The 21,982-nt window shown below is 45.0% G+C and carries 21 protein-coding genes and 2 pseudogenes; 10 read left to right on the forward strand and 13 right to left on the reverse strand.

The genetic code is table 11. The annotated features are described in order from the left end of the window. The first annotated feature begins 336 nt into the window (after window positions 1-336). From V6D44_RS17865 to V6D44_RS17875, 3 genes are all read left to right on the forward strand, one after another. Window positions 337-1,701 (forward strand): aspartate kinase, encoded by a 1,365-nt coding sequence (locus V6D44_RS17865; RefSeq protein WP_087993036.1) that lies wholly within the window; start codon window positions 337-339, stop codon window positions 1,699-1,701. 150 nt (window positions 1,702-1,851) lie between these two features. Further along, entirely contained in the window at window positions 1,852-1,965 is a 114-nt protein-coding gene (locus V6D44_RS17870; protein WP_039075856.1) for a YjcZ family sporulation protein, read from the forward strand. A gap of 136 nt (window positions 1,966-2,101) precedes the next feature. Beyond that, window positions 2,102-2,197 (forward strand): YjcZ family sporulation protein, encoded by a 96-nt coding sequence (locus tag V6D44_RS17875; RefSeq protein WP_087993037.1) that lies wholly within the window; start codon window positions 2,102-2,104, stop codon window positions 2,195-2,197. A 99-nt stretch (window positions 2,198-2,296) separates the two neighbouring features. Here the strand turns inward: V6D44_RS17875 and phrC are convergent, their stop codons facing one another. From phrC to yclJ, 4 genes are all read right to left on the reverse strand, one after another. Beyond that, window positions 2,297-2,419: a phosphatase RapC inhibitor PhrC gene (phrC, locus tag V6D44_RS17880; protein ID WP_087993038.1), complete on the reverse strand. Its 123-nt coding sequence runs from the start codon at window positions 2,417-2,419 to the stop codon at window positions 2,297-2,299. Beyond that, complete coding sequence (gene rapC / locus V6D44_RS17885) at window positions 2,403-3,551, reverse strand: response regulator aspartate phosphatase RapC (protein ID WP_087993039.1); 1,149 nt, start codon at window positions 3,549-3,551, stop codon at window positions 2,403-2,405. The genes phrC and rapC overlap by 17 nt, the downstream gene beginning before the upstream one ends. A 162-nt stretch (window positions 3,552-3,713) precedes the next feature. Then, on the reverse strand, window positions 3,714-5,129 hold the full coding sequence (locus V6D44_RS17890) for a sensor histidine kinase (protein WP_087993040.1): 1,416 nt from the start codon (window positions 5,127-5,129) through the stop codon (window positions 3,714-3,716). Further along, complete coding sequence (yclJ, locus tag V6D44_RS17895) at window positions 5,116-5,799, reverse strand: two-component system response regulator YclJ (RefSeq protein ID WP_087993041.1); 684 nt, start codon at window positions 5,797-5,799, stop codon at window positions 5,116-5,118. The genes V6D44_RS17890 and yclJ overlap by 14 nt, the downstream gene beginning before the upstream one ends. A gap of 212 nt (window positions 5,800-6,011) precedes the next feature. On the opposite strand from yclJ, the gene V6D44_RS17900 reads away from it, so the two are divergent. Both V6D44_RS17900 and V6D44_RS17905 read left to right on the forward strand, forming a co-directional pair. Beyond that, window positions 6,012-7,475, forward strand: a complete 1,464-nt coding sequence (locus V6D44_RS17900; RefSeq protein WP_333516778.1) for an ABC transporter permease — start codon at window positions 6,012-6,014, stop codon at window positions 7,473-7,475. A 15-nt stretch (window positions 7,476-7,490) separates the two neighbouring features. Continuing rightward, window positions 7,491-8,171 carry an ABC transporter ATP-binding protein gene (locus V6D44_RS17905; RefSeq protein WP_333516779.1) on the forward strand — a complete coding sequence of 227 codons (681 nt, stop codon included), beginning with the start codon at window positions 7,491-7,493 and terminating at the stop codon, window positions 8,169-8,171. Between the two features lie 101 nt (window positions 8,172-8,272). On the opposite strand, the gene V6D44_RS17910 is transcribed toward V6D44_RS17905, so the two are convergent. Genes V6D44_RS17910 through gerKA form a run of 3 tightly spaced genes read right to left on the reverse strand, consistent with a single transcriptional unit; the run spans window position 8,273 to window position 12,273 of the window. Then, window positions 8,273-9,397, reverse strand: a complete 1,125-nt coding sequence (locus V6D44_RS17910; RefSeq protein ID WP_333516780.1) for a spore germination protein — start codon at window positions 9,395-9,397, stop codon at window positions 8,273-8,275. Window positions 9,398-9,422: 25 nt separating this feature from the next. Then, the gene (locus tag V6D44_RS17915) at window positions 9,423-10,649 is read right to left on the reverse strand and encodes a Ger(x)C family spore germination protein (RefSeq protein ID WP_202328874.1); all 1,227 of its coding nucleotides are present in this window, start codon (window positions 10,647-10,649) and stop codon (window positions 9,423-9,425) included. Further along, the gene (gerKA, locus tag V6D44_RS17920; RefSeq protein WP_333516781.1) at window positions 10,639-12,273 is read right to left on the reverse strand and encodes a spore germination protein GerKA; all 1,635 of its coding nucleotides are present in this window, start codon (window positions 12,271-12,273) and stop codon (window positions 10,639-10,641) included. The genes V6D44_RS17915 and gerKA overlap by 11 nt, the downstream gene beginning before the upstream one ends. A gap of 125 nt (window positions 12,274-12,398) precedes the next feature. Here gerKA and V6D44_RS17925 point away from each other — a divergent pair, with 125 nt between their 5' ends. Then, entirely contained in the window at window positions 12,399-12,620 is a 222-nt protein-coding gene (locus V6D44_RS17925) for a hypothetical protein (RefSeq protein ID WP_087993047.1), read from the forward strand. Between the two features lie 12 nt (window positions 12,621-12,632). Here the strand turns inward: V6D44_RS17925 and V6D44_RS17930 are convergent, their stop codons facing one another. Further along, window positions 12,633-14,387, reverse strand: coding sequence for a right-handed parallel beta-helix repeat-containing protein (locus tag V6D44_RS17930; RefSeq protein WP_202328873.1), 1,755 nt, complete (start codon window positions 14,385-14,387; stop codon window positions 12,633-12,635). 279 nt (window positions 14,388-14,666) lie between these two features. On the opposite strand from V6D44_RS17930, the gene V6D44_RS17935 reads away from it, so the two are divergent. Continuing rightward, complete coding sequence (locus V6D44_RS17935) at window positions 14,667-16,145, forward strand: peptide MFS transporter (protein WP_087993049.1); 1,479 nt, start codon at window positions 14,667-14,669, stop codon at window positions 16,143-16,145. Window positions 16,146-16,184: 39 nt separating this feature from the next. On the opposite strand, the pseudogene V6D44_RS17940 reads toward V6D44_RS17935, so the two are convergent. The 5 genes and pseudogenes from V6D44_RS17940 to V6D44_RS17960 all read right to left on the reverse strand — a co-directional run. Continuing rightward, window positions 16,185-16,622 (reverse strand): annotated as a pseudogene (locus V6D44_RS17940) (alpha/beta fold hydrolase); the annotation flags it as partial. A 28-nt stretch (window positions 16,623-16,650) separates the two neighbouring features. After that, window positions 16,651-17,114 (reverse strand): annotated as a pseudogene (locus V6D44_RS17945) (pyridoxamine 5'-phosphate oxidase family protein). Then, window positions 17,111-17,338, reverse strand: coding sequence for a phenolic acid decarboxylase subunit BsdD (gene bsdD, locus V6D44_RS17950; protein WP_087993051.1), 228 nt, complete (start codon window positions 17,336-17,338; stop codon window positions 17,111-17,113). Before bsdD ends, V6D44_RS17945 begins: the two are co-directional and overlap by 4 nt. A 16-nt stretch (window positions 17,339-17,354) precedes the next feature. Continuing rightward, a complete protein-coding gene (bsdC, locus tag V6D44_RS17955; RefSeq protein WP_202328863.1) occupies window positions 17,355-18,776 on the reverse strand; it encodes a phenolic acid decarboxylase BsdC in 1,422 nt (473 codons plus the stop codon). 2 nt (window positions 18,777-18,778) lie between these two features. Continuing rightward, complete coding sequence (locus V6D44_RS17960; protein WP_202328860.1) at window positions 18,779-19,393, reverse strand: non-oxidative hydroxyarylic acid decarboxylases subunit B; 615 nt, start codon at window positions 19,391-19,393, stop codon at window positions 18,779-18,781. 91 nt (window positions 19,394-19,484) lie between these two features. Here V6D44_RS17960 and bsdA point away from each other — a divergent pair, with 91 nt between their 5' ends. From bsdA to tcyB, 3 genes are all read left to right on the forward strand, one after another. Then, window positions 19,485-20,357 carry a transcriptional regulator BsdA gene (gene bsdA / locus V6D44_RS17965; RefSeq protein ID WP_087993054.1) on the forward strand — a complete coding sequence of 291 codons (873 nt, stop codon included), beginning with the start codon at window positions 19,485-19,487 and terminating at the stop codon, window positions 20,355-20,357. A 115-nt stretch (window positions 20,358-20,472) separates the two neighbouring features. After that, window positions 20,473-21,279, forward strand: a complete 807-nt coding sequence (tcyA, locus tag V6D44_RS17970; protein WP_087993055.1) for a cystine ABC transporter substrate-binding lipoprotein TcyA — start codon at window positions 20,473-20,475, stop codon at window positions 21,277-21,279. After that, a complete protein-coding gene (gene tcyB / locus V6D44_RS17975; RefSeq protein WP_087993056.1) occupies window positions 21,266-21,970 on the forward strand; it encodes a cystine ABC transporter permease TcyB in 705 nt (234 codons plus the stop codon). Before tcyA ends, tcyB begins: the two co-directional genes overlap by 14 nt. The last annotated feature ends 12 nt before the right edge of the window (window positions 21,971-21,982 follow it).

The raw sequence follows: 21,982 nt of genomic DNA on the forward strand, positions 1-21,982 counted from the left end.
AGGACTCAAAACAATATGGCCATATAGTAATTGATTATCATTATCATTTACATATTACCATTTTTCTAGTGTTAGTCAATATTCTTTCAAAATATTAATCTGATCATATAATCAATTTTACTCATCGTTATCATCATTTTCAAATCCCAAATCGTTAGGCTGTTTACCATATTTATCTTCACAACGCATGTATACGGTCAACAAACCTGACATCGTTCCTCGTGGAAAATACAAATGTTCATTCCAGAAAGAAATTACCCCTTGATTTACAGGACTGAAAGAGAGATAATAAATACTAAATTTGTGAGAAAATTTTAAACATTAGGAGATGTAAACATGAAGGTCGTTAAATTCGGAGGCAGCTCACTCGCTTCAGGCGCTCAGCTTGAAAAGGTGTTTCACATCGTAACCTCAGATCCGGCACGGAAAGCTGTAGTCGTTTCAGCTCCGGGAAAACGCTATGCTGAGGATACGAAAGTGACTGATCTCTTAATCGCATGTGCAGAACAATATTTGGCATCAGGCAGCGCCCCTGAATTGGCGGAAGCTGTTATGGAACGGTATGCCCTCATCGCCAATGAGCTTCAGCTGGAGCAAAGCATTATCGAAAAAATCCGCGATGATCTGTTTACGCTTTTAGAAGGAGATAAAAACGATCCCGAGCAGTATCTTGACGCAGTCAAAGCCAGCGGGGAGGATAACAACGCCAAGCTGATCGCCGCCTATTTCCGCCATAAAGGCGTCAAAGCGGAATATGTCAACCCGAAGGACGCCGGCCTTTTTGTGACACATGAACCCGGCAACGCGCAAGTTCTTCCTGAATCCTATCAAAACCTCTATCGTCTTCGGGAACGTGACAGCCTCATTATTTTTCCCGGTTTTTTCGGATTCAGCAAGGATGGCGATGTGATCACATTCTCACGGAGCGGTTCTGATATTACCGGTTCCATTCTCGCCAACGGACTTCAAGCTGATTTGTACGAAAACTTTACAGACGTGGACGCTGTGTACTCTGTCAATCCGTCCTTCGTTGAGAATCCAAAGGAAATCAGCGAACTGACATACAGAGAGATGCGGGAGCTGTCCTATGCGGGCTTTTCAGTTTTTCATGATGAAGCGCTCATTCCGGCGTTCAGAGCGGGGATTCCCGTACAAATCAAAAATACGAACAACCCGTCAGCCCAAGGCACACGCGTCGTGAGCAAGCGGGATAACACAAACGGCCCTGTCGTCGGCATTGCCAGCGATACCGGCTTTTGCAGCATTTATATCAGCAAATATTTAATGAACAGAGAAATCGGATTTGGGCGCAAAGCCCTTCAAATCTTGGAGGAGCACGGATTGACGTATGAGCATGTTCCATCGGGAATTGATGACATGACCATCATCTTACGGGAGGGTCAAATGGATGCCGTCACTGAACGCAGTGTGATCAAACAGATTCAAGAGGAGCTGCACGCCGACGAAGTGATTGTCGAGCATCATCTCGCACTGATTATGGTTGTTGGAGAAGCGATGCGCCACAATGTCGGCACAACGGCGAGAGCGGCCAAGGCATTATCAGAGGCAAAAGTGAATATCGAAATGATCAATCAGGGATCTTCTGAAGTGAGCATGATGTTCGGCGTAAAAGAAGCCGAAGAAAGAAAAGCCGTTCAAGCGTTATATCAGGAATTTTTCGCGGGCGTGCTGATCTCTTAATTACATAAATAGCGGGCGCAAACGCCCGCTATTTTTTTATGCCCATCTGGCTCATAGCTGTGTCCATTTTTTCTCTTGTCCTCTAATGGCCCTGACAAACGGACCTGTTCTGCATACCTTATAGTATCCATTATAGGGAGGTGAAGCCTTATGTCAGGATACACTGGCGGCGGCGGTTACAATAATTCATTCGCTTTAATCGTTGTATTGTTTATTCTTTTGATTATTGTTGGAGCCGCTTATGTAGGCGGCGGCTTCTACTAAACCTTTTTCACTTACCTCGTATGGCGCCGTAAGACAAATTAATCTTACGGCGTTTTTGTTTTTTATATGGTCCATACCCAATCCTCTGTGATCATTCAGCATATGATAATGTAATCTCACAAGGAGGTGGCACAAGATGTCAGGTTATGGAGGAAGCTCATTTACTTTGATCGTTGTGTTATTTATCCTCTTGATTATTGTGGGTACTGCATTTTATAACGGGGGATACTAAGAAAAATATTCTCCGGTGAAGAGCAGCGCCGTGACATACATGTCTTGCGGCGCTGTTTCTGTAAAAAACCCCTTCTCACTAATGAGAAGGGGCTGGTTCTTACGTCATTCCTCTTTCCGCCACATGAAAGTCGAGTGCTTCCGCGTTAGCTGAGACGCCAGCCGCTGTAAAAATTGCAGCCGCGGCTAAACAAATAACAAACAACTTAGATTTCAATTTCATACAAACCTTCACTCCTTTGTATTTGTTTTCTTGCCTCTTCAACTTTTAGAAAGTAGGAAGCAGACAGTTTAAACCATTTCTGTTCATAGTAATATTTTGCTACTTCTAGGGCTAAATCCTCTATATCAGCGTACATATTTTTATTTTTTAAGTATTGGAAACATCGTTCGATTCCTATTTCATTGGGCTGATCCTGATATAGGGATTTCAAAAACTCGAATTTTACCGCGTAATCTGCATCGTCTGTTTCTTTAGCATATTCATAGCCCCGCTTGTGATATGCCGAAGCTTTATCATGTTTTCCCCGTTTATAATAAATCAGGGTGATTAAAAAATAGGCTTGCGGCAGTGAATTGATAATCCGGCTGCTTTCAAACGTGGAGACCGCTTTTTCAAAGTAGTCAATAGCAGGGTCGAGAATGTCTTGATTGTAATAGCATAGTCCGAGATTGTAGTATGCTCTTCCGACCAGCTGGGCTTTTTGTTCTGCTTCGGCCATATCGAGCGCCAATTTAAAATGGCTTGCGGCTTGTTCAAAATTCCTTTCATCCATCAGGTTAACCCCGTAGACGAAATGGCATTGAATGATTCTCACATTATAGGTTTCCTGCTCCACATAAATTTCATAGGCGTTTTTTATATTGATCAGTGAAAAGTACGTTTGCTTCATATAATAATAAGCTTCCGCGATTTTAAAATAGAATTCAGCCCGTTCAATATGGTCTGCGACAAAGGAGAGCTTCTTTTCCGCCTGTTTATAGTATGTAATGGCAGAAATAAATTCCCGCTTATCAAATTCATACATCCCGCGGAAAAAATTCACATAGTAGTCGAGCAGCCCTTTGAGATCCGCCTGGTTGCTGTCAATGTTTCTTGATAATTCAGACAGGCTTGGCTGGTCCTCGATATTTAATTTCTCTAACGGCTCAAGATAATCAAGCATAAGCTGGTGGCGAAATTCCATTAGTGAATAATAGAGCAGCAAGTTGGAATCATGCTGCATGTGTTTCAGTTCCTGCTGGATTTCAGCTTTTAACACTTCGGCATCCGGCACGCTGAATGTGCGGATATATTTGTACCACTCGTTAATTTTTTGACCGACCGCTGAAGAAGGAATCACCCCGCTCTTCATTCCTTCACCCTCTCCCATCAAAAACTGTTTATGTCATATTTTATCATGTTTACAGACCGTCCCAACCCGAAAAACACGCAATCTTTGTTTCGGGAGCACGCAATAAACCGAAGTGATACGCAAAAAAGGCGGTTGCACCTCATGATGCCGCCGCCCTGTATGTTATGGCTGTTTTGCCGTTAAAGGAAGGCGGATGATGAATGTTGTGCCTTTTCCTTCTTCACTCTTGATTTCTACTGTGCCCTGATGCATTTCAACGAGCTGCTTGACGATGGAGAGACCGAGTCCGTATTCCCCGTATGCCGTGTTCGTTCTTGAAATATCAGCTTTGTAGAACCGCTCCCAAATATGCTCAATATCCTCTTTTGAGATGCCGACTCCCGTATCTTCAATTTCGATAATCGTCTCTTTATATCCTTCTATTCCGCGCAGCCAAATGTTACCGTTTTGCGTAAATTGGATACTGTTTTTTGTCATGTTGACGAGGATTTGAATGAGCCGGTCGTAATCGGCGTGAACGATGACGTGATCCTCTACCTGAATCGTCAGCTTGTTTTGCTTTTCTTCCGCCTGCTGTTCCAAGTGCTCTTTCACAATTTCAAAAACCTCAATCAGCGGAACATCGAGCTTGTTCAAGGTAATTTGCTGGGATCTGATTTTTTCATAATCTAGATTTTCTTTGACGAGCCGCAGCATGCGCTTTGTTTCCTCACTGATGAGCGAGAAGCATTTTTCCTTCTTATCATCAGGAATCGTATGGCTGTTCAGTCCTTCAACCAAGCCGTTAATCGTCGTCAGCGGTGTTTTTAATTCGTGTGATACATCAGCGATAAACTGTCTTCTCCGCTTCTCAAGGCGGTCGATTTCATCCCTTGATTGCTTTAATTTTTTCGCCATGATCGTAAAATCAGACGCCAGCACGCCGATTTCGTCCCCGTAGCTGCTTTCCAAGTGAATGTCATAATCACCGGAAGCCACTTTATCCGTCGCTTCTCTTAGCTTTTCAATCCGTTTCACATGGAATTTCGATAGCAGCCAGCTAACGAGAATGGAAATGGCAAGCGTGCTGATCACGGCATAAAACATGTAGAGATTAACTTGATTGACCATCTGTTCAACACCGCTGATCGGAGAAATCAGTAGAACGGCCCCTTTAAATTCGTTCTGGACATAAATAGGCTGCGCCACAAGAGAGACTTCATCATCGAAACGGCCATCCGCTCTGATCATGACAGTCTGCCCTTTCTTCAGCTTACTCCACTCTGATTTCTTAAGCTTTTCTCTTGGCGGAAAACCTTCGGGCATGAAGTAAGGGCGTTGCTTTTCATCAAAGAGCATGAATTGTGTCTTTCTCGTGCTCAGCAAGTCCTGATACGGGTACAGCCTGTGCATGTCAATCTGGCCGCCTTGGAATTCGTTTGCGATCTGCACAGCGTATGACGTCAATTCCTCTACTTTGTTTTGATAGGCAAACTCTTTCACAAAGTGGGAAAAGAGAGAAATGATAATGACAAACGCTAAAATCAAAATACTGATATGGCTCAGCAGCAGCTGATATAAATATTTAATCTTCATCAAATTTATACCCTACTCCCCACACCGTATATAGGAAAGGCTTGTCCTCGCTGGCAAGCTTTTTCCGCAGCCGTTTAATATGAACGTCGACCGTTCGCTCATCTCCGTAGAACTGATAGCCCCATACCTGCTCAAGCAGCTGTTCTCTGGAGAACACCTGCCGCGGATTTTGGACCAGGTAATAAAGCAGATCGAATTCCTTCGGCGTGAGGTTTTCCACAGGCTCTCCGTTTAAGAATACTTCTCTCGTCTTCTTATTAATTGTAAAACATTCAGATTCGATCATATCATCATCCATAACCGCCTTGCCTGTCGCCTGATATCTTCTGATAACGGCTTTGATGCGGGCAACCAACGTCAGCGGACTGAACGGCTTCGTGACATAATCGTCCGCTCCCATCTCAAAACCGATAACCTGATCTGATTCAGTGTCTTTGGCAGTCAGCATGATAATCGGAACCGTGCTTGTCTCTCTTATTTTTCTGCAGATGGTCATGCCGTCCATAGAGGGAAGCATAATGTCCAAAATGATCAGATCCCAATTATCCTCCGTAAAACGCTGGTACCCCTCTAACCCGTCATGAACGAATTCCGCTTCAAAACCTTCCTTAAAAAAGAACATCTCCGTCATCGTACATACACTAACGTTATCTTCTATCATTAATATTTTCATTAGATCCTCCGGTTGTTTTGATGCTTTTCTATATCATAGCACCATTTTGCACAGGAGGTTTTGTGTTTCACAATTGTTAGTTTTTATTTAATCAACTAGCAATACATTGTTCATAGTTTTTTCATACCTTAGGACTACTATTAATTTATCAGCAAGCGGGCCCGCTCCACAGGCGGCCTTATCAATAAAACTACCTATACGGAGGAACATACATGAACTTTATCAAACGGGCCTTTTGGAATATGAAGGCGAAAAAGGGAAAAACGTTATTGCAATTATTTGTGTTTACAGTCATATGTGTCTTTGTTCTGTCAGGCCTCACCATTCAGTCGGCAGCACAAAAATCAAGCGAACTGGCCAGACAGGAGCTAGGCGGAAGCGTGACGCTCCAGGTGGACCGCCAAAAGCAAATGGAAAAACAGCAGGACAGCGGAGAAAAGCGCAGCTTCGAATCAACACCGATCAAAGTATCTGATGCGAATAAACTTGCAGCACTTGATCATGTGAAGAGCTACAACTACACCACATCAGCTTCAGCCAACGCGGGAAATTTTGATGCGATTGAAAGCTCTAGTTCAAGTGATTCCAGTTCAAGCAGTTCAAGCACAAATACGAAAAACAGCCAAGGCGGCGGACAAGGCGGACCGCAAATGGTTCAAGCCGATCTTTCGATTGAAGGTGTCATCAGCACAGCGTTAGTCGATGATTTCTCTGACGGAGATTCAAAAATCACAGACGGACGCGCGATTACAAAATCAGACGTCGGCAAAAAAATAACAGTGATTAATGAAACATTAGCGGAAGAAAATGATTTAAGCGTAGGTGATTCGATCACAATTGAATCAGCCACGGATGAAGATACAACGGTGACGCTGAAGATTGTCGGTATCTATAAAACAACGTCTTCAGGCGACGACCAAGCCCAGAATTTCTCTTTTTTAAATCCTTACAACAAGCTGTACACACCTTACACAGCAACAGCGGCGCTGAAAGGTGACGACTATAAAAACACAATCGACTCAGCTGTTTACTATATGGACGATGCGAAAAATATGGATGCTTTCGTAAAAGCAGCGAAGAAAACATCAATTGATTTTGATACGTACACACTGAATACAAACGACCAGCTTTACCAGCAAATGGTCGGTCCGATTGAAAATGTGGCTTCATTCTCTAAAAACGTCGTGTACCTTGTATCAGCGGCGGGCGCGGTCATTCTCGGCCTGATTGTTATGATGTCGATCAGAGAACGAAAATATGAGATGGGCGTATTAATGGCCATCGGTGAAAAACGCTGGAAATTGATCGGACAGTTCTTAGCTGAGATTTTGATCGTGGCCGTTATCGCCATCGGTCTTGCATCAGTGACGGGAAATCTAGTCGCAAACCAGCTCGGAAATCAGCTTTTATCCCAGCAGGTCAGTTCATCAACTGATTCAACGCAAAACGCAAGCGCACAAAACGGACAAATGCCTGGCGGCGGAATGGGCGGCGGAATGTTCGGCCACAGCTCAGCAAACACGAATGTCATTGATTCACTGAACGTCGCGGTTTCTATGAACGACATGCTTGTTCTTGGCGGAATCGGCATCTTAATCGCCATCATCGCAACATTGCTGCCGTCTATTTCAGTACTGCGGCTCCATCCGAAAATGATATTGACAAAACAGGAATAGAAAGAGGCGAAACCTATGAGCTTATTAGAATTTCAACAAGTCGGCTACTGGTATAAAGACAAGAGCCAACCATTGTTTCAGGATATCAACATCAGCTTTCAAAAAGGAAAATTCTACACGATCGTCGGCACATCAGGGACAGGAAAAACCACTTTCCTGTCTCTGGCAGGCGGACTTGACGCACCAAAAGAAGGAACGATTCTTTACGGCGGAAAAGCTGTTTCCAAAATCGGCTTAACAAATTTCAGAAATCAATATGTATCCATTGTCTTTCAGGCGTACAACCTGCTCCCATATATGACAGCTCTTCAAAACGTCACAACCGCAATGGAAATCACAGGTTCTAAAGAAAAGAACAAAGAAGCGTACGCGCTGGAAATGCTCCAGAAGGTCGACATCAATGAAAAACAAGCCCGGCAAAAAGTGCTGACACTGAGCGGCGGACAGCAGCAGCGGGTTTCAATTACAAGGGCTTTCTGCTGTGACACGGATCTCATCGCAGCCGATGAACCGACAGGGAACCTTGATGAGGATACATCAAAAGAAATAGTGCGGCTCTTTCAAGATCTGGCGCACAAGGAAAATAAATGCGTCATCATGGTGACACACGATGAGCAAATTGCGAAAGTCTCGGACATCAACATCAGGCTTTCAAGAGGAAGCTTTACTGTGAAGGAAAACGTCGCAGTCGTATAACAAAACGCGCCTCTGCCAGTGCAGACAGGGGCGCAACCTATATCCCCCTTTTATATAGAAGTGAACGTAAAAAGAGCGGCGGCTGCATCCCCCCGCTCTTTTTATTGTTTCTTTTCTTCCGACGGCTTTAATTTCTCTCTTCTCTTCTTTTTCCAAACGGCTAAGATAAACAAGAAAAGCGGAAACAAAAACTGAAAAGGCAAATGAATATAGAGCGGCACCACATTCAGGCCTTCGTTCAAATGCTCCGAAAAGTTGGTCGCAATCGTAATGGAAAGGACTAAGATGCCAAATCCCATCGGATAAGCCAGTTGAGAAGGGTTCTTTTCCTTAAAAAGCGTGGACGCGCCCACCACCACCGCGTATAAATAAAGGCTGACCTTAAAGAAACCGCCGATAATCAGCGCCAGCATAAAAAGGACGTCGAGACGGTCTAAAAATTCTTCAACCTTGATCGTCTGAATTGTGCTTAATAGCGGAAACTGAGATCTCAATGTCAAATCAACATCAAGCACACTGATATTAATCGCCACGGTAAGCGTCACAACCAATCCGCTGATGATCATGGCAAGCATCCCCGTTTTTTTTACACCTTTACGATCACTGAGATAAGGAAAAATCATCACAAATAAAACAACCTCACCGAACGGTACATACATCGTTTGCGTAAAAACCGAGTGAACGATAGGATAAACGCCGTCTGCTAAAACCGGTTTTAAATTTTGCGGTTCTACAGAGCCTGATACAATAAGCAGTACGAGACCGAGCGCACCTAATAAATACATGGCCCCAAAAAGAAGTTCCGCTGACCGGGCCAGCACTTCAATCCCTTTTCTGACTGCATAAATGCTTACAAATATTAATAGCGCATTGACAATAATGATAGGTGTATCATGATATGCAAACGTCAGCAGCATTTCTCCGAAATCACGCAGCACCCGGGCGGCAATATAGGCAAAGTATAAGATATAGAGAAATGAAAAAATCCAGCTGAGCGTGGTGCCGAGCATATCATCCATATATTCTTTCGGGGAAAAGTCCGGGTAGCATTGGTATATGCCCTGATACAAATAAAACAGAAACAAACCGCCCGCACAGCCCAAAAGCACTGCTATCCAAGCATCACGGCCCGCAATCGTCCCCGGGGTAATCAATAAGGAGCTGCCCAGCTCAAAAATGATAATCATGACAAACAGCTGCCTTATGCTGATTTGGGCTTTTTCCATCTGTCACTTCCCCTTTCTCTAAGGCCTATTCATAGTCAAGCTGGTGCCTGAGCGGATTATTACGCAATCCCGTTCTTCTGATATACGTCTCCGCCTTTACATCGACAGGCAGTTCAGGCAAATACTCTTTGTCCCATGTGCGTTTCATTTTTTCCCACTGCTTTGGATACTTTCTGTAGATCGTCTCTCCAAATCCGATAAAATCTATTTTATTCTTTTTAATGGTTTTAACAGTTCTGCTGATTTCATGTTCCAATTCTTTGTTTAGCGCTTTTTCGATGCTTGCCAGCACCTTTGGATCAGACAATTGAAACGGGTATTTGACCGCGTCTATGATGCCTTCGACAGTGACATGAACATGAATTCGCGGGCGGCCGTTACGCATCTCGGGGCTTAGCTTTGTGACTTGATGCGTGATCTGTAAGCTTACCGCATCCTTTGTCTTGCCCCAATCGGTATTAATATACGTGTGCTGAATTTGATTCTTAAGCCAAACCACACCGGAGCTTACCGTATCATCTTCAATCCAATATTTTAAATGGCCGGTTTTATCGAAGACCGCTAAACCGTTCGCCTGAAGAATCGCTTTCGGATCAGTCGCCTGTGTATTTTCCAGGCTGATCCCTTTTTCGCTGTCACCGATCATCAAATACCCGGGTATGACCGGCGCTTGTGTCGAAGCAGCAAGAGTTTTTATGACGTCCTGAATATTTGTTTTAATGACCCGCCCATATTGGGCCTGTGTAAAGTCGAGTGTTTTATTGACTTTATTTGACGGAATTTTGTCAATCGGGGTCAGGGTTTTCACAATGTTTTCCGCTTTCGTTTTATGAGCGATGACCACTGTGGCTGTTGTTCTGAATTCTGTGTCGCGGTCAAGATTATCTAACACAAAATCCAACCCTTCCTCTTTCGCCAGCTTTTCACTGATCACGATCAGATTCGTATGGGCAAAGTAAAGCCGCCTTGATACTTTCATCGAGGCTTTTCTAAGCGCTTCCGTCATGTTGTCACCTTCAATCGAATAAACGGATACAGGCGGCCTGTCTCCCGCGCCGCCTCCCTGAAGCCCGCCGGCTACATTTCCGGGATTGATAATTTGAAAATGCAGTACATAGTTTCCTTCATTTGTTCTATCAATGCCAATTGCCGAAATAATCGCCAGGTCCGTCAGTTCCCGCTTATCCCAGCAGCCGGGCAGCACAATGATGCTTAAAAGCATGATAACGGCTAATACACGATTACGTATCATCCTTATCCCCTTCTTCCAGTTCTTTGTTCACCATTCCCCGTGAAGCGTCAGGCAAAGGCCGCTGATGTTTTGACTGGCGCACTTTATCTTTCTTGCTGATTGATTCCGGCCGTTTTTCATCGGCCCACCACGGCACCCTAAACAGCGTGTCCTTTACACCTTGAGAAGAATAGGGAGCAAGCGGCGACATATAAGGAACGCCAAAGGAACGAAGGCTGCATAAATGGACAATCATGATAATAATCCCTAAAATCAGCCCGTAAAATCCTATAATAGCTGATGCAATAATAAAGATGAACCGAATGAGCCGGGCTGAAATCGCCATCGCAAACGCCGGTGTTGCAAAGCTGGCAATAGCCGTGAGGGCAACGATGATGACCATAGCCGGAGAGACGATGCCAGCCTGTACGGCGGCCTGGCCGATAACAAGCGCACCTACGATAGACACCGCCGAGCCGACGACACGCGGAAGCCTGACTCCCGCTTCTCTGAGAATCTCAAACGCAATCTCCATCGTGAGTGCTTCGACAACAGCCGGAAATGGGACAATTTCCCGCTGGGCGGCAATGACAACCAAAAGCTGTGTGGGAATCATTTCCTGATGAAACGTCGTGGCCGCCACGTAAACAGCCGGCGCCACAAGTGAAATAAAAAAGACTAAAACCCGCAGTATCCTTATGCTTGTCGCAATGTCAAAGCGCGAATAATAATCTTCAACAGACTGAAAGAATTGAACAAATAAGGCCGGGGCAATCAGAACAAACGGCGTTCCGTCCACAAGGATCGCAAATCTTCCTTCCAGCAGATTTCCCGCTACAACATCAGGGCGTTCTGTATGATACATGGTCGGAAACGTTGTAAATGTTTCATCTTCAATCAGCTGCTCGATATATCCCGACTCTAAAATACTGTCAATATCTATTCTTTTCAGGCGTGAGCGAACTTCCTTCAGCACCTTTTCCTCACAAATGCCATGAATGTACATCAGCGCGACATCCGTGTGTGTTACAGATCCGATTTTCATTTTCTCTACCCATACATTCGGATTTTTGATGTATCGTCGGACCATGGAAATATTGGTTTGAAGAGACTCTGTAAACCCTTGGCGCGGGCCGCGAAAGGACACCTGGGTGCTCGGCTCTTGGATGGAGCGCTTTTCTCCGCCCTGTGTGCTGCAGATCAGCGCCTCTTCTGAATCGTCTGCAAAAACCAGCGCATTGCCGAGCATTAATTCAGAAAAAAGCTTGTCCCAATCCTTATCCGCTTTCACCCCGCCCAGCGGAAGCGTTTTTTCTAGAATCTGCTGGATCGCATGAGAATTTTGAATGGACTGGTCTTCAACCAAAGGCTCAATTAAGGATTCATGAAGCGTGTTATTATCGACCAGACCCGCAATATAAATAACGGCGAGGCGGACACGCTCCTGTTCCCCGATTTTGATCTCGCGAATGATGACATCAGCGCTGCTTCCGACTTCCTTCTTCATTTCCGCTATGTTTTTTTCCAAACTTGGGGAAATGAGAACCGGCCTTTCTTTTTCTTTCTGCTGTTCGTGATTCTTTTCTTCTGTATTCTGCTTGTCTTTTGCATCGGTATTGTTCTTTCGCTTTGAAAATAAAGGCATACACAAATACCTTTCTTTGTCGTTTTCTCATATTCTCCCTTTAGGCGTTAAGATTATGCATGTGTCCGGCGAGCGGTATAACTCTCTGATAAAGATAGAAACTAAAAGGCGGAGGGTGATCAATCATGAAGATATTAGGCGTGACCGCGCTTTTATTGTTTTGTCTGTTAGTTATTTCTGTTTTCATGGACACGCTGCAAGGGTTCAGCTTGATAAAAGCCATATACAACAATATGTCCAGCTTCAAAATGACAACGTTTGCTGAGTGGATCGTGTTTTTATTTTTTATGTTGGAATTGAGCAGAGAAATATTCTTGATGTATAAATCGAAAAAAAAGAACCCCTAGAAGGGGCGGTTTTCAGACGATTATATTGCCGTCTGCTGTATCGCTGCTATGTTTGCTGATGGTTCCTTTGAAGATGCGATTGCCGATGATTTTCGAATTGGTTGAGGTGTTTGTTTGAATGGCTGTCGCCGTGCCTGCGGAGAGGTTATTGATGGTGTTTCCAGAAATGATAGAGCCCGTAGAACCGTTGATATACATGACGATCGGATTTCCGGCTGTTCTGTTGACTGAAATGGTATTATCCAAAATCTCATGCACACCGGCGTTGATATAGATGGTGACCAAAAGCGGAGATCTTTCGAAGTGGTTGCCGATAATTGAGGTTTTCGCACTTGTGGAACAGTAAATCGGGTAATTTTTAAACTCTTTACATGTGTTGTTTTTGATGATAGCGCTCGCATTGTTTGTAACAGAAACAGTATATGATTCAGGGACTGCTTCAAACGCGTCAGGATTCAGTGTATTTCCTTCAATCACCGCGTTTCCTTGAGCGATCCAAATCCCCCGGCTGAATTTTCTCAGCACATTATCTTTAATGATCATATCGCCCCCGGAAATATTCACGCCGTCAATGACTTGAATGAGGCAGTTATTCAAAAATGCGGCATCATCTGACAGCACTGCGCGAATGCCGGTACTGCGCCTTGTTTCAGACAGTCCGTTTTGAATCTGGTTGCCGTCTACCTTTACGTCGGATGACTGATAAACCAATATCCCTGTGTTTTCAAAGTTGCTGATTTTGTTGTTCGTAACAAGCACGCTCTTTCCCCTGACATCAATCCCGGATGAAAACCCGGTAATGAGATTGCCGGCGATCACCGCATCACTGCTCTCTTTTCCTTGTGACACACCGAGTCCCGTAATCCCGACTCTAGGCGCAGGAGCCGCGTCTTTCTCCCGTCTGAGAATATTTCCTTTGATCACAGTCTGCGCTCCATACCCATAGCTGATGGTATTGTCTGAGTGGTTTCCTTCTATTGAAATGCCGTACCCGTTAAAATTGGTCACAGAACTTGAAACATTCCCTATAAAATGGTTATTGCGAATGGATACATTGATCGGTTCTTCATAGTCAACATCGCCTTCGCCATATCCTTCTATGTCAATTCCGAATTTCGGCGCTGTTCCATTCCCCGTTCCGGCGCCTTCAATCACGCATTCCTCCACCGTAACCCTGTCACATCCGGTAATAGAAATGTTATTTCTCCTCGACCGCCGAACCTCACAGCGGCGGATGGTAATATGCTCTGACGTTCGATAATCATTATTTGTCTTTAATCCCCTTGGACTGACAATGATCCCGTCGCCGGTAAAATCCGAAATTTTGACATCATCAATGACAACATTCGAACAGCCTTCAATACATATGCCGAAGCCCCATTCATGGGTTGACCTTACCCCCGCGGACGCGTACGTATGCTCATCGCGTTCGCCGATAATTTGTCCTCCGGAAATGGTGATATTTTCTTGCTTGCCTACATAAAATGCGGAATAACCCCACGAACTGTTCGGGATGACTTTGATGATACACTCGGGGTCCATCACAATCTCAAGGTTGGCGGGAACCTTAATCCCCGCATGTCGAAACTTCTGATTAGGATCTGCTCCAAGCGTTCCGTCTATTAAATAGGTTCCCTTTGGAAACCAGACCGTATGATATCCTTTCGAAACAGCCATACTGAGGCACTGATTAATCAGTTCTGTTGAATCCGTTTTACCATCTCCTGAAATACCGAAATCCGCCGCATTTAATATGAATTCAGCCAATTGCGAGCCTCCTTCTCCATGATTACTATCATGATACTCACAAAGGCCCGATCCGCTTGCACATCTCTCTAAAATTTTATCAAAAAAATATAAAGGAATAGTTTTGTAAGAAAATCTTACGAAAAAGGACTTAATAATTAGGATAAAACCACTATTTTCATACATTTATAATTTTTCCATTATGGAACTATTTGAAATGCGTATAAATTATATTGACACAAGTATTATATAAGAATATGATTTTTATAATACACTTTTTTAAGAAAGGGTTTGGCTGACATGGCTTCGATTGATAACGAAAGTATCATCAAAAGCGTCCCGCAAAAAGGGTTCTTTGGTCACCCGCGGGGACTATTTACGCTATTTTTCACCGAATTTTGGGAGCGTTTCTCTTACTATGGAATGAGAGCAATCTTACTTTACTATTTGTATACAGAGACGGTAAACGGAGGGCTTGGCTTTGACAAAGGCACAGCGGTTGCCATTATGTCAATTTACGGATCACTCGTATACATGTCCACTATTATCGGCGGATGGCTCGCTGACCGGGTATTCGGAACCGCAAACACCGTGTTTTACGGCGGCATATTCATTATGTTCGGCCACATTGCACTCGCCTATCCGGGCAGCGCGACAGCATTCTATATCAGCATGGCACTTATCATTATCGGAACAGGCTTATTAAAACCAAACGTTTCAAGTGTGGTTGGAGATCTTTACACGAAAGAAGACCCGCGCCGCGACTCAGGTTTTAGTATTTTCTACATGGGGATTAACCTTGGCGGTTTACTTGCGCCGTTAATTGTCGGAACACTCGGACAGAAGTACAACTATCATCTTGGCTTCGGAGCTGCCGCAGTCGGAATGCTTCTCGGACTTATCGTATATGCTCTGACAAGAAAGAAAAACCTCGGGCTTGCAGGCTCAAATGTGCCGAATCCGCTGTCTAAAAAATCTGCGATTGGTACTGGAATCGGTGTTATCATTGTGGCGATCGCAGTGATTATTTCTGTACAAACAGGCGTGCTGACGGTCAATGGTTTCATCGACCTTGTCAGTATTCTCGGTATTTTGATTCCTATTGTTTATTTCATCATCATGTTTACAAGCAAAAAAGCGGACAAAACAGAAAAATCTCGTCTTGCCGCTTACATTCCTTTGTTTATCGGTGCTGTCATGTTCTGGGCCATTCAGGAACAGGGAGCGACCATTCTTGCGGTATACGCTGATGAACGCACAAGGCTTTCATTGGGCGGATTAGAACTTCAGTCATCTTGGTTCCAATCATTAAACCCATTGTTTGTCGTCATTTTCGCGCCAATTTTCGCGTGGCTATGGATGAAGCTTGGCAAACGCCAGCCGTCCACGCCAGTTAAATTCTCAATCGGAATTATTCTAGCCGGATTGTCATTTATCATTATGGTATTCCCGGCTATGCAAGGAAAAGAAGCACTCGTAAGCCCGCTTTGGCTCGTTCTCAGCTTCCTGCTTGTCGTGCTTGGAGAGCTGTGCCTGTCTCCAGTCGGTTTATCCGTGACAACGAAACTGGCGCCAGCTGCATTCTCTGCACAGACAATGAGTATGTGGTTTCTGACTAACGCAGCAGCCCAAGCGATCAATGCCCAAGTAGCCGGATTATTTGATAAAATTCCTGAAACAACTTACTTCGGCACCATCGGCTTGATTTCTATCGTACTTGGCGGCATTCTTCTGCTGCTTTCGCCGATTATCAAGCGTGCGATGAAAGGGGTCTTATAATAAGAAACAGCCCTCGGATTTTAGCCTGCGGGCTGTTTCTTATTTGTCCATCCTTTTGCTGAAGCTTTCCTAGGGCTTGCGGTTCTTCTAGCATCGGCTGATGGCCGCTACCCTCAAAAATAACCTTCTCCACATGGGAATATAAACCGTCAACAATATCCCACAGCGCAACAGGAGCGACCAGGTATTCATATCTTCTCCCTAATCCAATGTACACTGCATTTGAACATCTGCTCACCGCTGAATAAGACAAACCCGGCAAATGTATGGCCCCATCATTCATCAATGATCGGCATATTCGTGAAATCACCATTCCATAGAGCAGCATGCGGTCGCTCTTGATAAAAGCTTTTCGCCTCAGCGCTTCGTACACATGTGTACGAAGCGTCTCTCAGGATCTTTTTTGATGTCTTGCTGCAAATTCGCGATGTCTATTTCAAAGCGTTTCTTTCTCTCTAGACCGGCTGTTTCTAAGAAAACGATTCACTTTTTCGAGCTGTCTATATTACTGTTTTAATTCCTCAAGCGTCTTTTCCCATCTGTTCAGCACCTCATCAGGGCTGTGAAGCCGGATACGGACACCGGAAGTCAAATCAGCATATTTCCAACGTCTTCCTTCACAGAAACGACGCGGCAGGCAAAACGTTCTCTGTCATATTCGGCTTCTTTCAAAGGCGGCAAAAGCTCACATTGCAGCTTTACATAATGGGCTGATCCCTTCCACCATGCCGTGAACTGCGCTTTTCCTGTCCGAAGAATGTTGGCGGCAGTCACTGTGTTTTTCCACAAAGCGATTCGGATATCTGTCCGGCTTAGAGCGATGATTTCTCCCACGCTGATCATAGCGGCGTGCGGCCAGCCATCCTCCGATACCGTTTGCAGAACGAAAGCCTCCTGCTGCTTCTCCTTCAGGCGATTCCCGTCAAGCAGCTCAAAGAGACGGTCTGATATACAACTCACGCTGATCAGGCCTTTCGTTCCGGCACAGCCGGAACTTCAATTGCTGTTTCAGTTTCCTTCGGATTAATTTTAAACGCCGGATTGTATTTCGCGGGATTTGTCATGCTTTCCGGCTCACAGGATCTCCATGTAAAAAAGCATGTTTGGCACTGATAAACTTCCCAGGCGCCTTCTACAGGCGATTTGCTCATGATTTCTCCCTTTTTTGAATCGCATCGAGGACATGTATGCATGTCGATCATCCTTTCCTTATTTATTCATCAAGTCCATTAGTTTTTGTTCCCATTCTTTCGTTGTTAATGGTGAATCAAGCGGCTGTGAATAGTGGCCTCTTGTTTCTGGCGCAGTAGGTGTAGTGGCGTCCAGAATCATTTTATGAGTGATTCCTGATGGGTTAGATCCCGGGTCAAGCGGCAGGACAGATAATTCCGGGATGATGACCGCATCGTGTTTCGGATGCATTTTGGTCGAAAGCGCCCACATGACCTGCGGAAGGTTGAATGGATCGACATCCTCGTCAACGACAATGACCATTTTGCAGTAGCCAAGTCCGTGCGGTGTTGTGAGTGCGCGCATGCCGACCGCTTTCGCAAATCCGCCATAGCGGGTTTTTGTGGAAACAATCGCGATTAAACCGTGTGTGTACATGGCGTTCACAGCCACAATTTCATTCGGATATGCTTCTTTTAACTGCTGATAAAGCGGCACACAAGTGTTAATGCCAATCATGTAATCGCATTCTGTCCAAGGCATGCCTAAGTATAAATGTTCAAAAATCGGATTGTTTCTGTGATATACGCGTTTAATTTTGATAATCGGCATGCTGCGGCCGCCGGAATAATGGCCTGTGAACTCACCGAACGGGCCTTCATACTCACGTTCTCCGGCAATGATTTCACCTTCAAGCACCACTTCGGCGCCCCCTGGAACATCTAGATCGGACAGCTTTGATTTCACAATGCGATAAGGTTCGCCTTGAATCGCGCCCGCCATTTCGTATTCTGATTGATCATAAAGAAGCGGAGTCGATGCCGCCGTTGTAATGACCGGCTCACAGCCGAGTGCAATGGTGACTGGAAGATTGACCCCGCGTTCTTCAGCTTGGCGCAGATGGACCGCAATATCGTGCTGCGGTACAGGCTGAATGCCGAGGCGGTCTTTTCCTTTGACCTGCATTCTGTAAATGCCGACGTTTTGTTTGCCGAAGTTGTCTGGGTCTTCGAGATCGCGGGAAATGACACACGCTTTGTCTAAATAGTAGCCGCCGTCTCCTTGGTTAATTCTGAAAAGAGGCAGTATATCGAACAAATTGATGTCTTCGGTGATTTCATTTTCATGAAACGGCGCTGTTTCCTCACGTTTGACCGGCATCGGAAACTGTTCATAACGCTTTGCGAATTCAAAAAACTGTTCTTTAACCGGCGTGTCTTTCGGCATGCCGAGCATCATCGCATGGTTCGGCCAGGAACCGATCACATTCATCGCAATTTGCGCGTTATTGTAGCCGTAAATGTTATTGAATAAAAGCGCCGGGCTTTTATCGCCAAGATTGCTGGCTGCTCGTGCCGCGGCCCCTAAATCCGGCTCCGGCTTTACCTCTTCATTCACTGTCAGCAGCTGTCCTTCTTTGTCAAGGGCAGCGAGAAATTCTCTGAAATCTTGATAAGCCATGGTCAAGCTCCTCCTTTTTGTTTTTCAATCCCATTCCAGCGTTTCGCTTCAGGAAGGCGAATGCCAAATTGGTCCAACGTTCTGAAGACAATATGGTCGACCATTTCCTCTAAGCTGCCCGGCTGATTATAAAATGCCGGCATCGGAGGAAGAATGATGGCGCCCATTTTCGTAAGCGCTAGCATATTTTCGAGATGAATCTGGTTTAAAGGCGTCTCTCTCGTTAAGAGGACGAGTTTTTTTCTCTCCTTGAGCATGACATCCGCCGCACGTGTCAGCAGATTATCCGCCATCCCGGTGCGAATGCTTGCGAGTGATTTCATGCTGCATGGCGCAACAATCATTCCATCGGTATCAAACGACCCGCTTGAAATGGCTGCCGCCTGGTCCTTATGCGAATAAGTGTATGTAGCCAGTTGTTCCACTTCTTTTAATGTACAGCCTGTTTCGTGTTTGATCGTGACGTTCGCCCAAGGAGACACAACGAGATGGGTTTCCACTTCGGCGGCCTTCAGCCACTCCAGCAGCCTGACTCCGAAAATGGCCCCTGTTGCCCCTGTCATTCCGACAACGAGTTTCACTTTGCCCCCTCCTTTACGCTTGAATTGTGCTTTCATTTCCATCATACTCCTGATATATCCATATGATAAATATCTGTTAAATCTATATTTAATACCCAAAAGGTATAAGTGAGGAGGCGCTATTTTTTTGGACATTCGACAGCTTCGATATTTCATTACCATCGCCCAAGAAAAGAAAATCACATCCGCCGCCAAAAAGCTTCACATGGCGCAGCCGCCTTTAAGCAGACAGCTGAAGCAGCTGGAGGATGAGCTTGGTGTCGTTCTCTTTGATCGGAATAAGAAAAAACAAATGTCGCTAACATATGAAGGAACTGTTTTCCTGAAAAGAGCCAAGGAGATTCTGCACAGGTTTGAAGATGCAGTCATCGAGGTACAAGAGCTGAAGGAGGAGGTAGCCGGCACGCTGGCCGTGGGTTCAACGATCTATTGCGCAGCTCTGATGCTTGAAAAAGTAACACAGATCAAAGAGAGATACCCTCACCTCACCTTTAATATCTGGGAGAATGAGCCCGCGACGCTGCTAGAGCTGCTGGAAAGCCGTCAAATCGATGCGGCGGTCACGACGACAATGATCAAAAGCGACACGGTTCAATTCAAACAGCTTGATGACATTCCATGTGTGCTCGTGCTTTCCGATGAAGCCGGATATACGTGCGGGGACACCATTAAAATGGAAGATATCCCTTCCTTTCCGCTGATTCTGCTGCGGCCTGTCAACGGAAAAGGCGTCTATAATCAGGTCATGAATGAATTTCATCGTTTGAATCTGGAGCCGCGCATTGTTTGCGAATGCCACGATTCCGCAACTTTGCTCAGTCTCGTCTCATCCGGATTCGGCGCTTCCATTCTGCCCGTTACGATGATTCCCGTTCATATGAGGAATCACGTTCATACCGTTCATATCGAAGACAATCCCTTTATTATGACACCGGCTGTCATGTGGAGAACGGACAGTTATTTGCCAAAACCGGCACATCAATTTTTGGGTTTATTTTAAAAGATTTTGCCTTATGAAAACCAAATACTTGACTCATACTAAAAAAAAGTTATCCTTTAGATTTGTAAGCTAATTTTTTATTTCAATAAAATCAACCAGAAAAGTGGGGAATAAGATGAAAAAAGCATTAATGGCTTTATTCATGGTCGTAAGCATTGCAGTTCTCGCAGCTTGCGGAGCAGGAAATGACAATCAGTCAAAAGATAACGCCAAAGACGGCGATCTTTGGGCTTCAATTAAGAAAAAAGGTGTGCTGACAGTCGGTACGGAAGGAACATATGAACCGTTCACTTTCCACGACAAAGACACGGACAAGCTGACTGGCTATGATGTGGAAGTCATCACAGAAGCCGCAAAACGCCTAGGGCTGAAAGTCGATTTTAAGGAAACACAATGGGACAGTATGTTTGCCGGCCTGAATTCCAAACGGTTTGACGTTATTGCCAACCAAGTCGGAAAAACAGACCGTGAAGACAAATACGATTTCTCTGATAAATACACAACATCAAGAGCTGTTGTCGTGACAAAAAAAGACAACAACGACATTAAGTCTGAAGCAGATGTAAAAGGAAAAACATCAGCTCAATCACTGACAAGCAACTACAACAAATTAGCTACAGATGCCGGCGCGAAAGTTGAAGGCGTTGAAGGCTTGGCACAATCCCTTCAGCTCATCCAGCAAGGCCGCGTCGATATGACATACAACGATAAACTTGCTGTATTGAACTACTTAAAAACATCAGACAACAAAAACGTGAAAATCGCGTTTGAAACAGGTGATCCGCAGTCAACCTATTTCGCGTTCCGCAAAGGAAGCGGCGAGGTTGTGGATCAAGTCAACAAAGCATTAAAAGAAATGAAAGAGGACGGGACTCTTTCTAACATTTCTAAAAAATGGTTCGGCGAAGATGTTTCTAAATAATCTGCCGGCATTGACGCTTGGCACGGCGATCCCGTGGGATCTGGTGCAGCAGTCATTCTGGCCGATACTTTCAGGGGGAATCTACTATACGATTCCCCTTACCATTCTTTCCTTTATATTTGGAATGATCATCGCGCTGGTTACAGCGCTTGCCAGAATGTCGAAAGTGAGACCTTTGAGATGGGTGTTCAGCGTATACGTATCCGCGATACGCGGCACTCCTCTTCTCGTTCAATTGTTCATCATTTTCTATCTGTTCCCGGCTTTTAACATCACATTAGATCCATTTCCAAGCGCAGTGATCGCTTTTTCATTAAACGTCGGCGCCTATGCATCTGAAATTATCCGGGCATCTATTTTATCCGTGCCGAAAGGGCAATGGGAAGCCGGCTACACGATCGGCATGACACATCAGAAAACGCTGTTCCGCGTCATTTTGCCGCAGGCGTTTCGGGTGTCGATCCCGCCATTATCCAATACCTTTATCAGCCTGATCAAAGATACATCCCTCGCCTCTCAGATTCTGGTCGCTGAGCTGTTCAGAAAAGCCCAGGAAATCGGCGCGCGGAATCTTGATCAAATTTTAGTGATCTATATTGAAGCAGCCTTTATTTATTGGATGATCTGCTTCCTGCTTTCACTCGTCCAGCATGTCATCGAACGGCGTCTTGACCGCTACGTGGCCAAATAAGGAGGTTCCGAG

The sequence above is a fragment of the Bacillus sp. 0209A genome (assembly GCF_036765095.1).
Lineage (GTDB): Bacteria > Bacillota > Bacilli > Bacillales > Bacillaceae > Bacillus > Bacillus subtilis_G.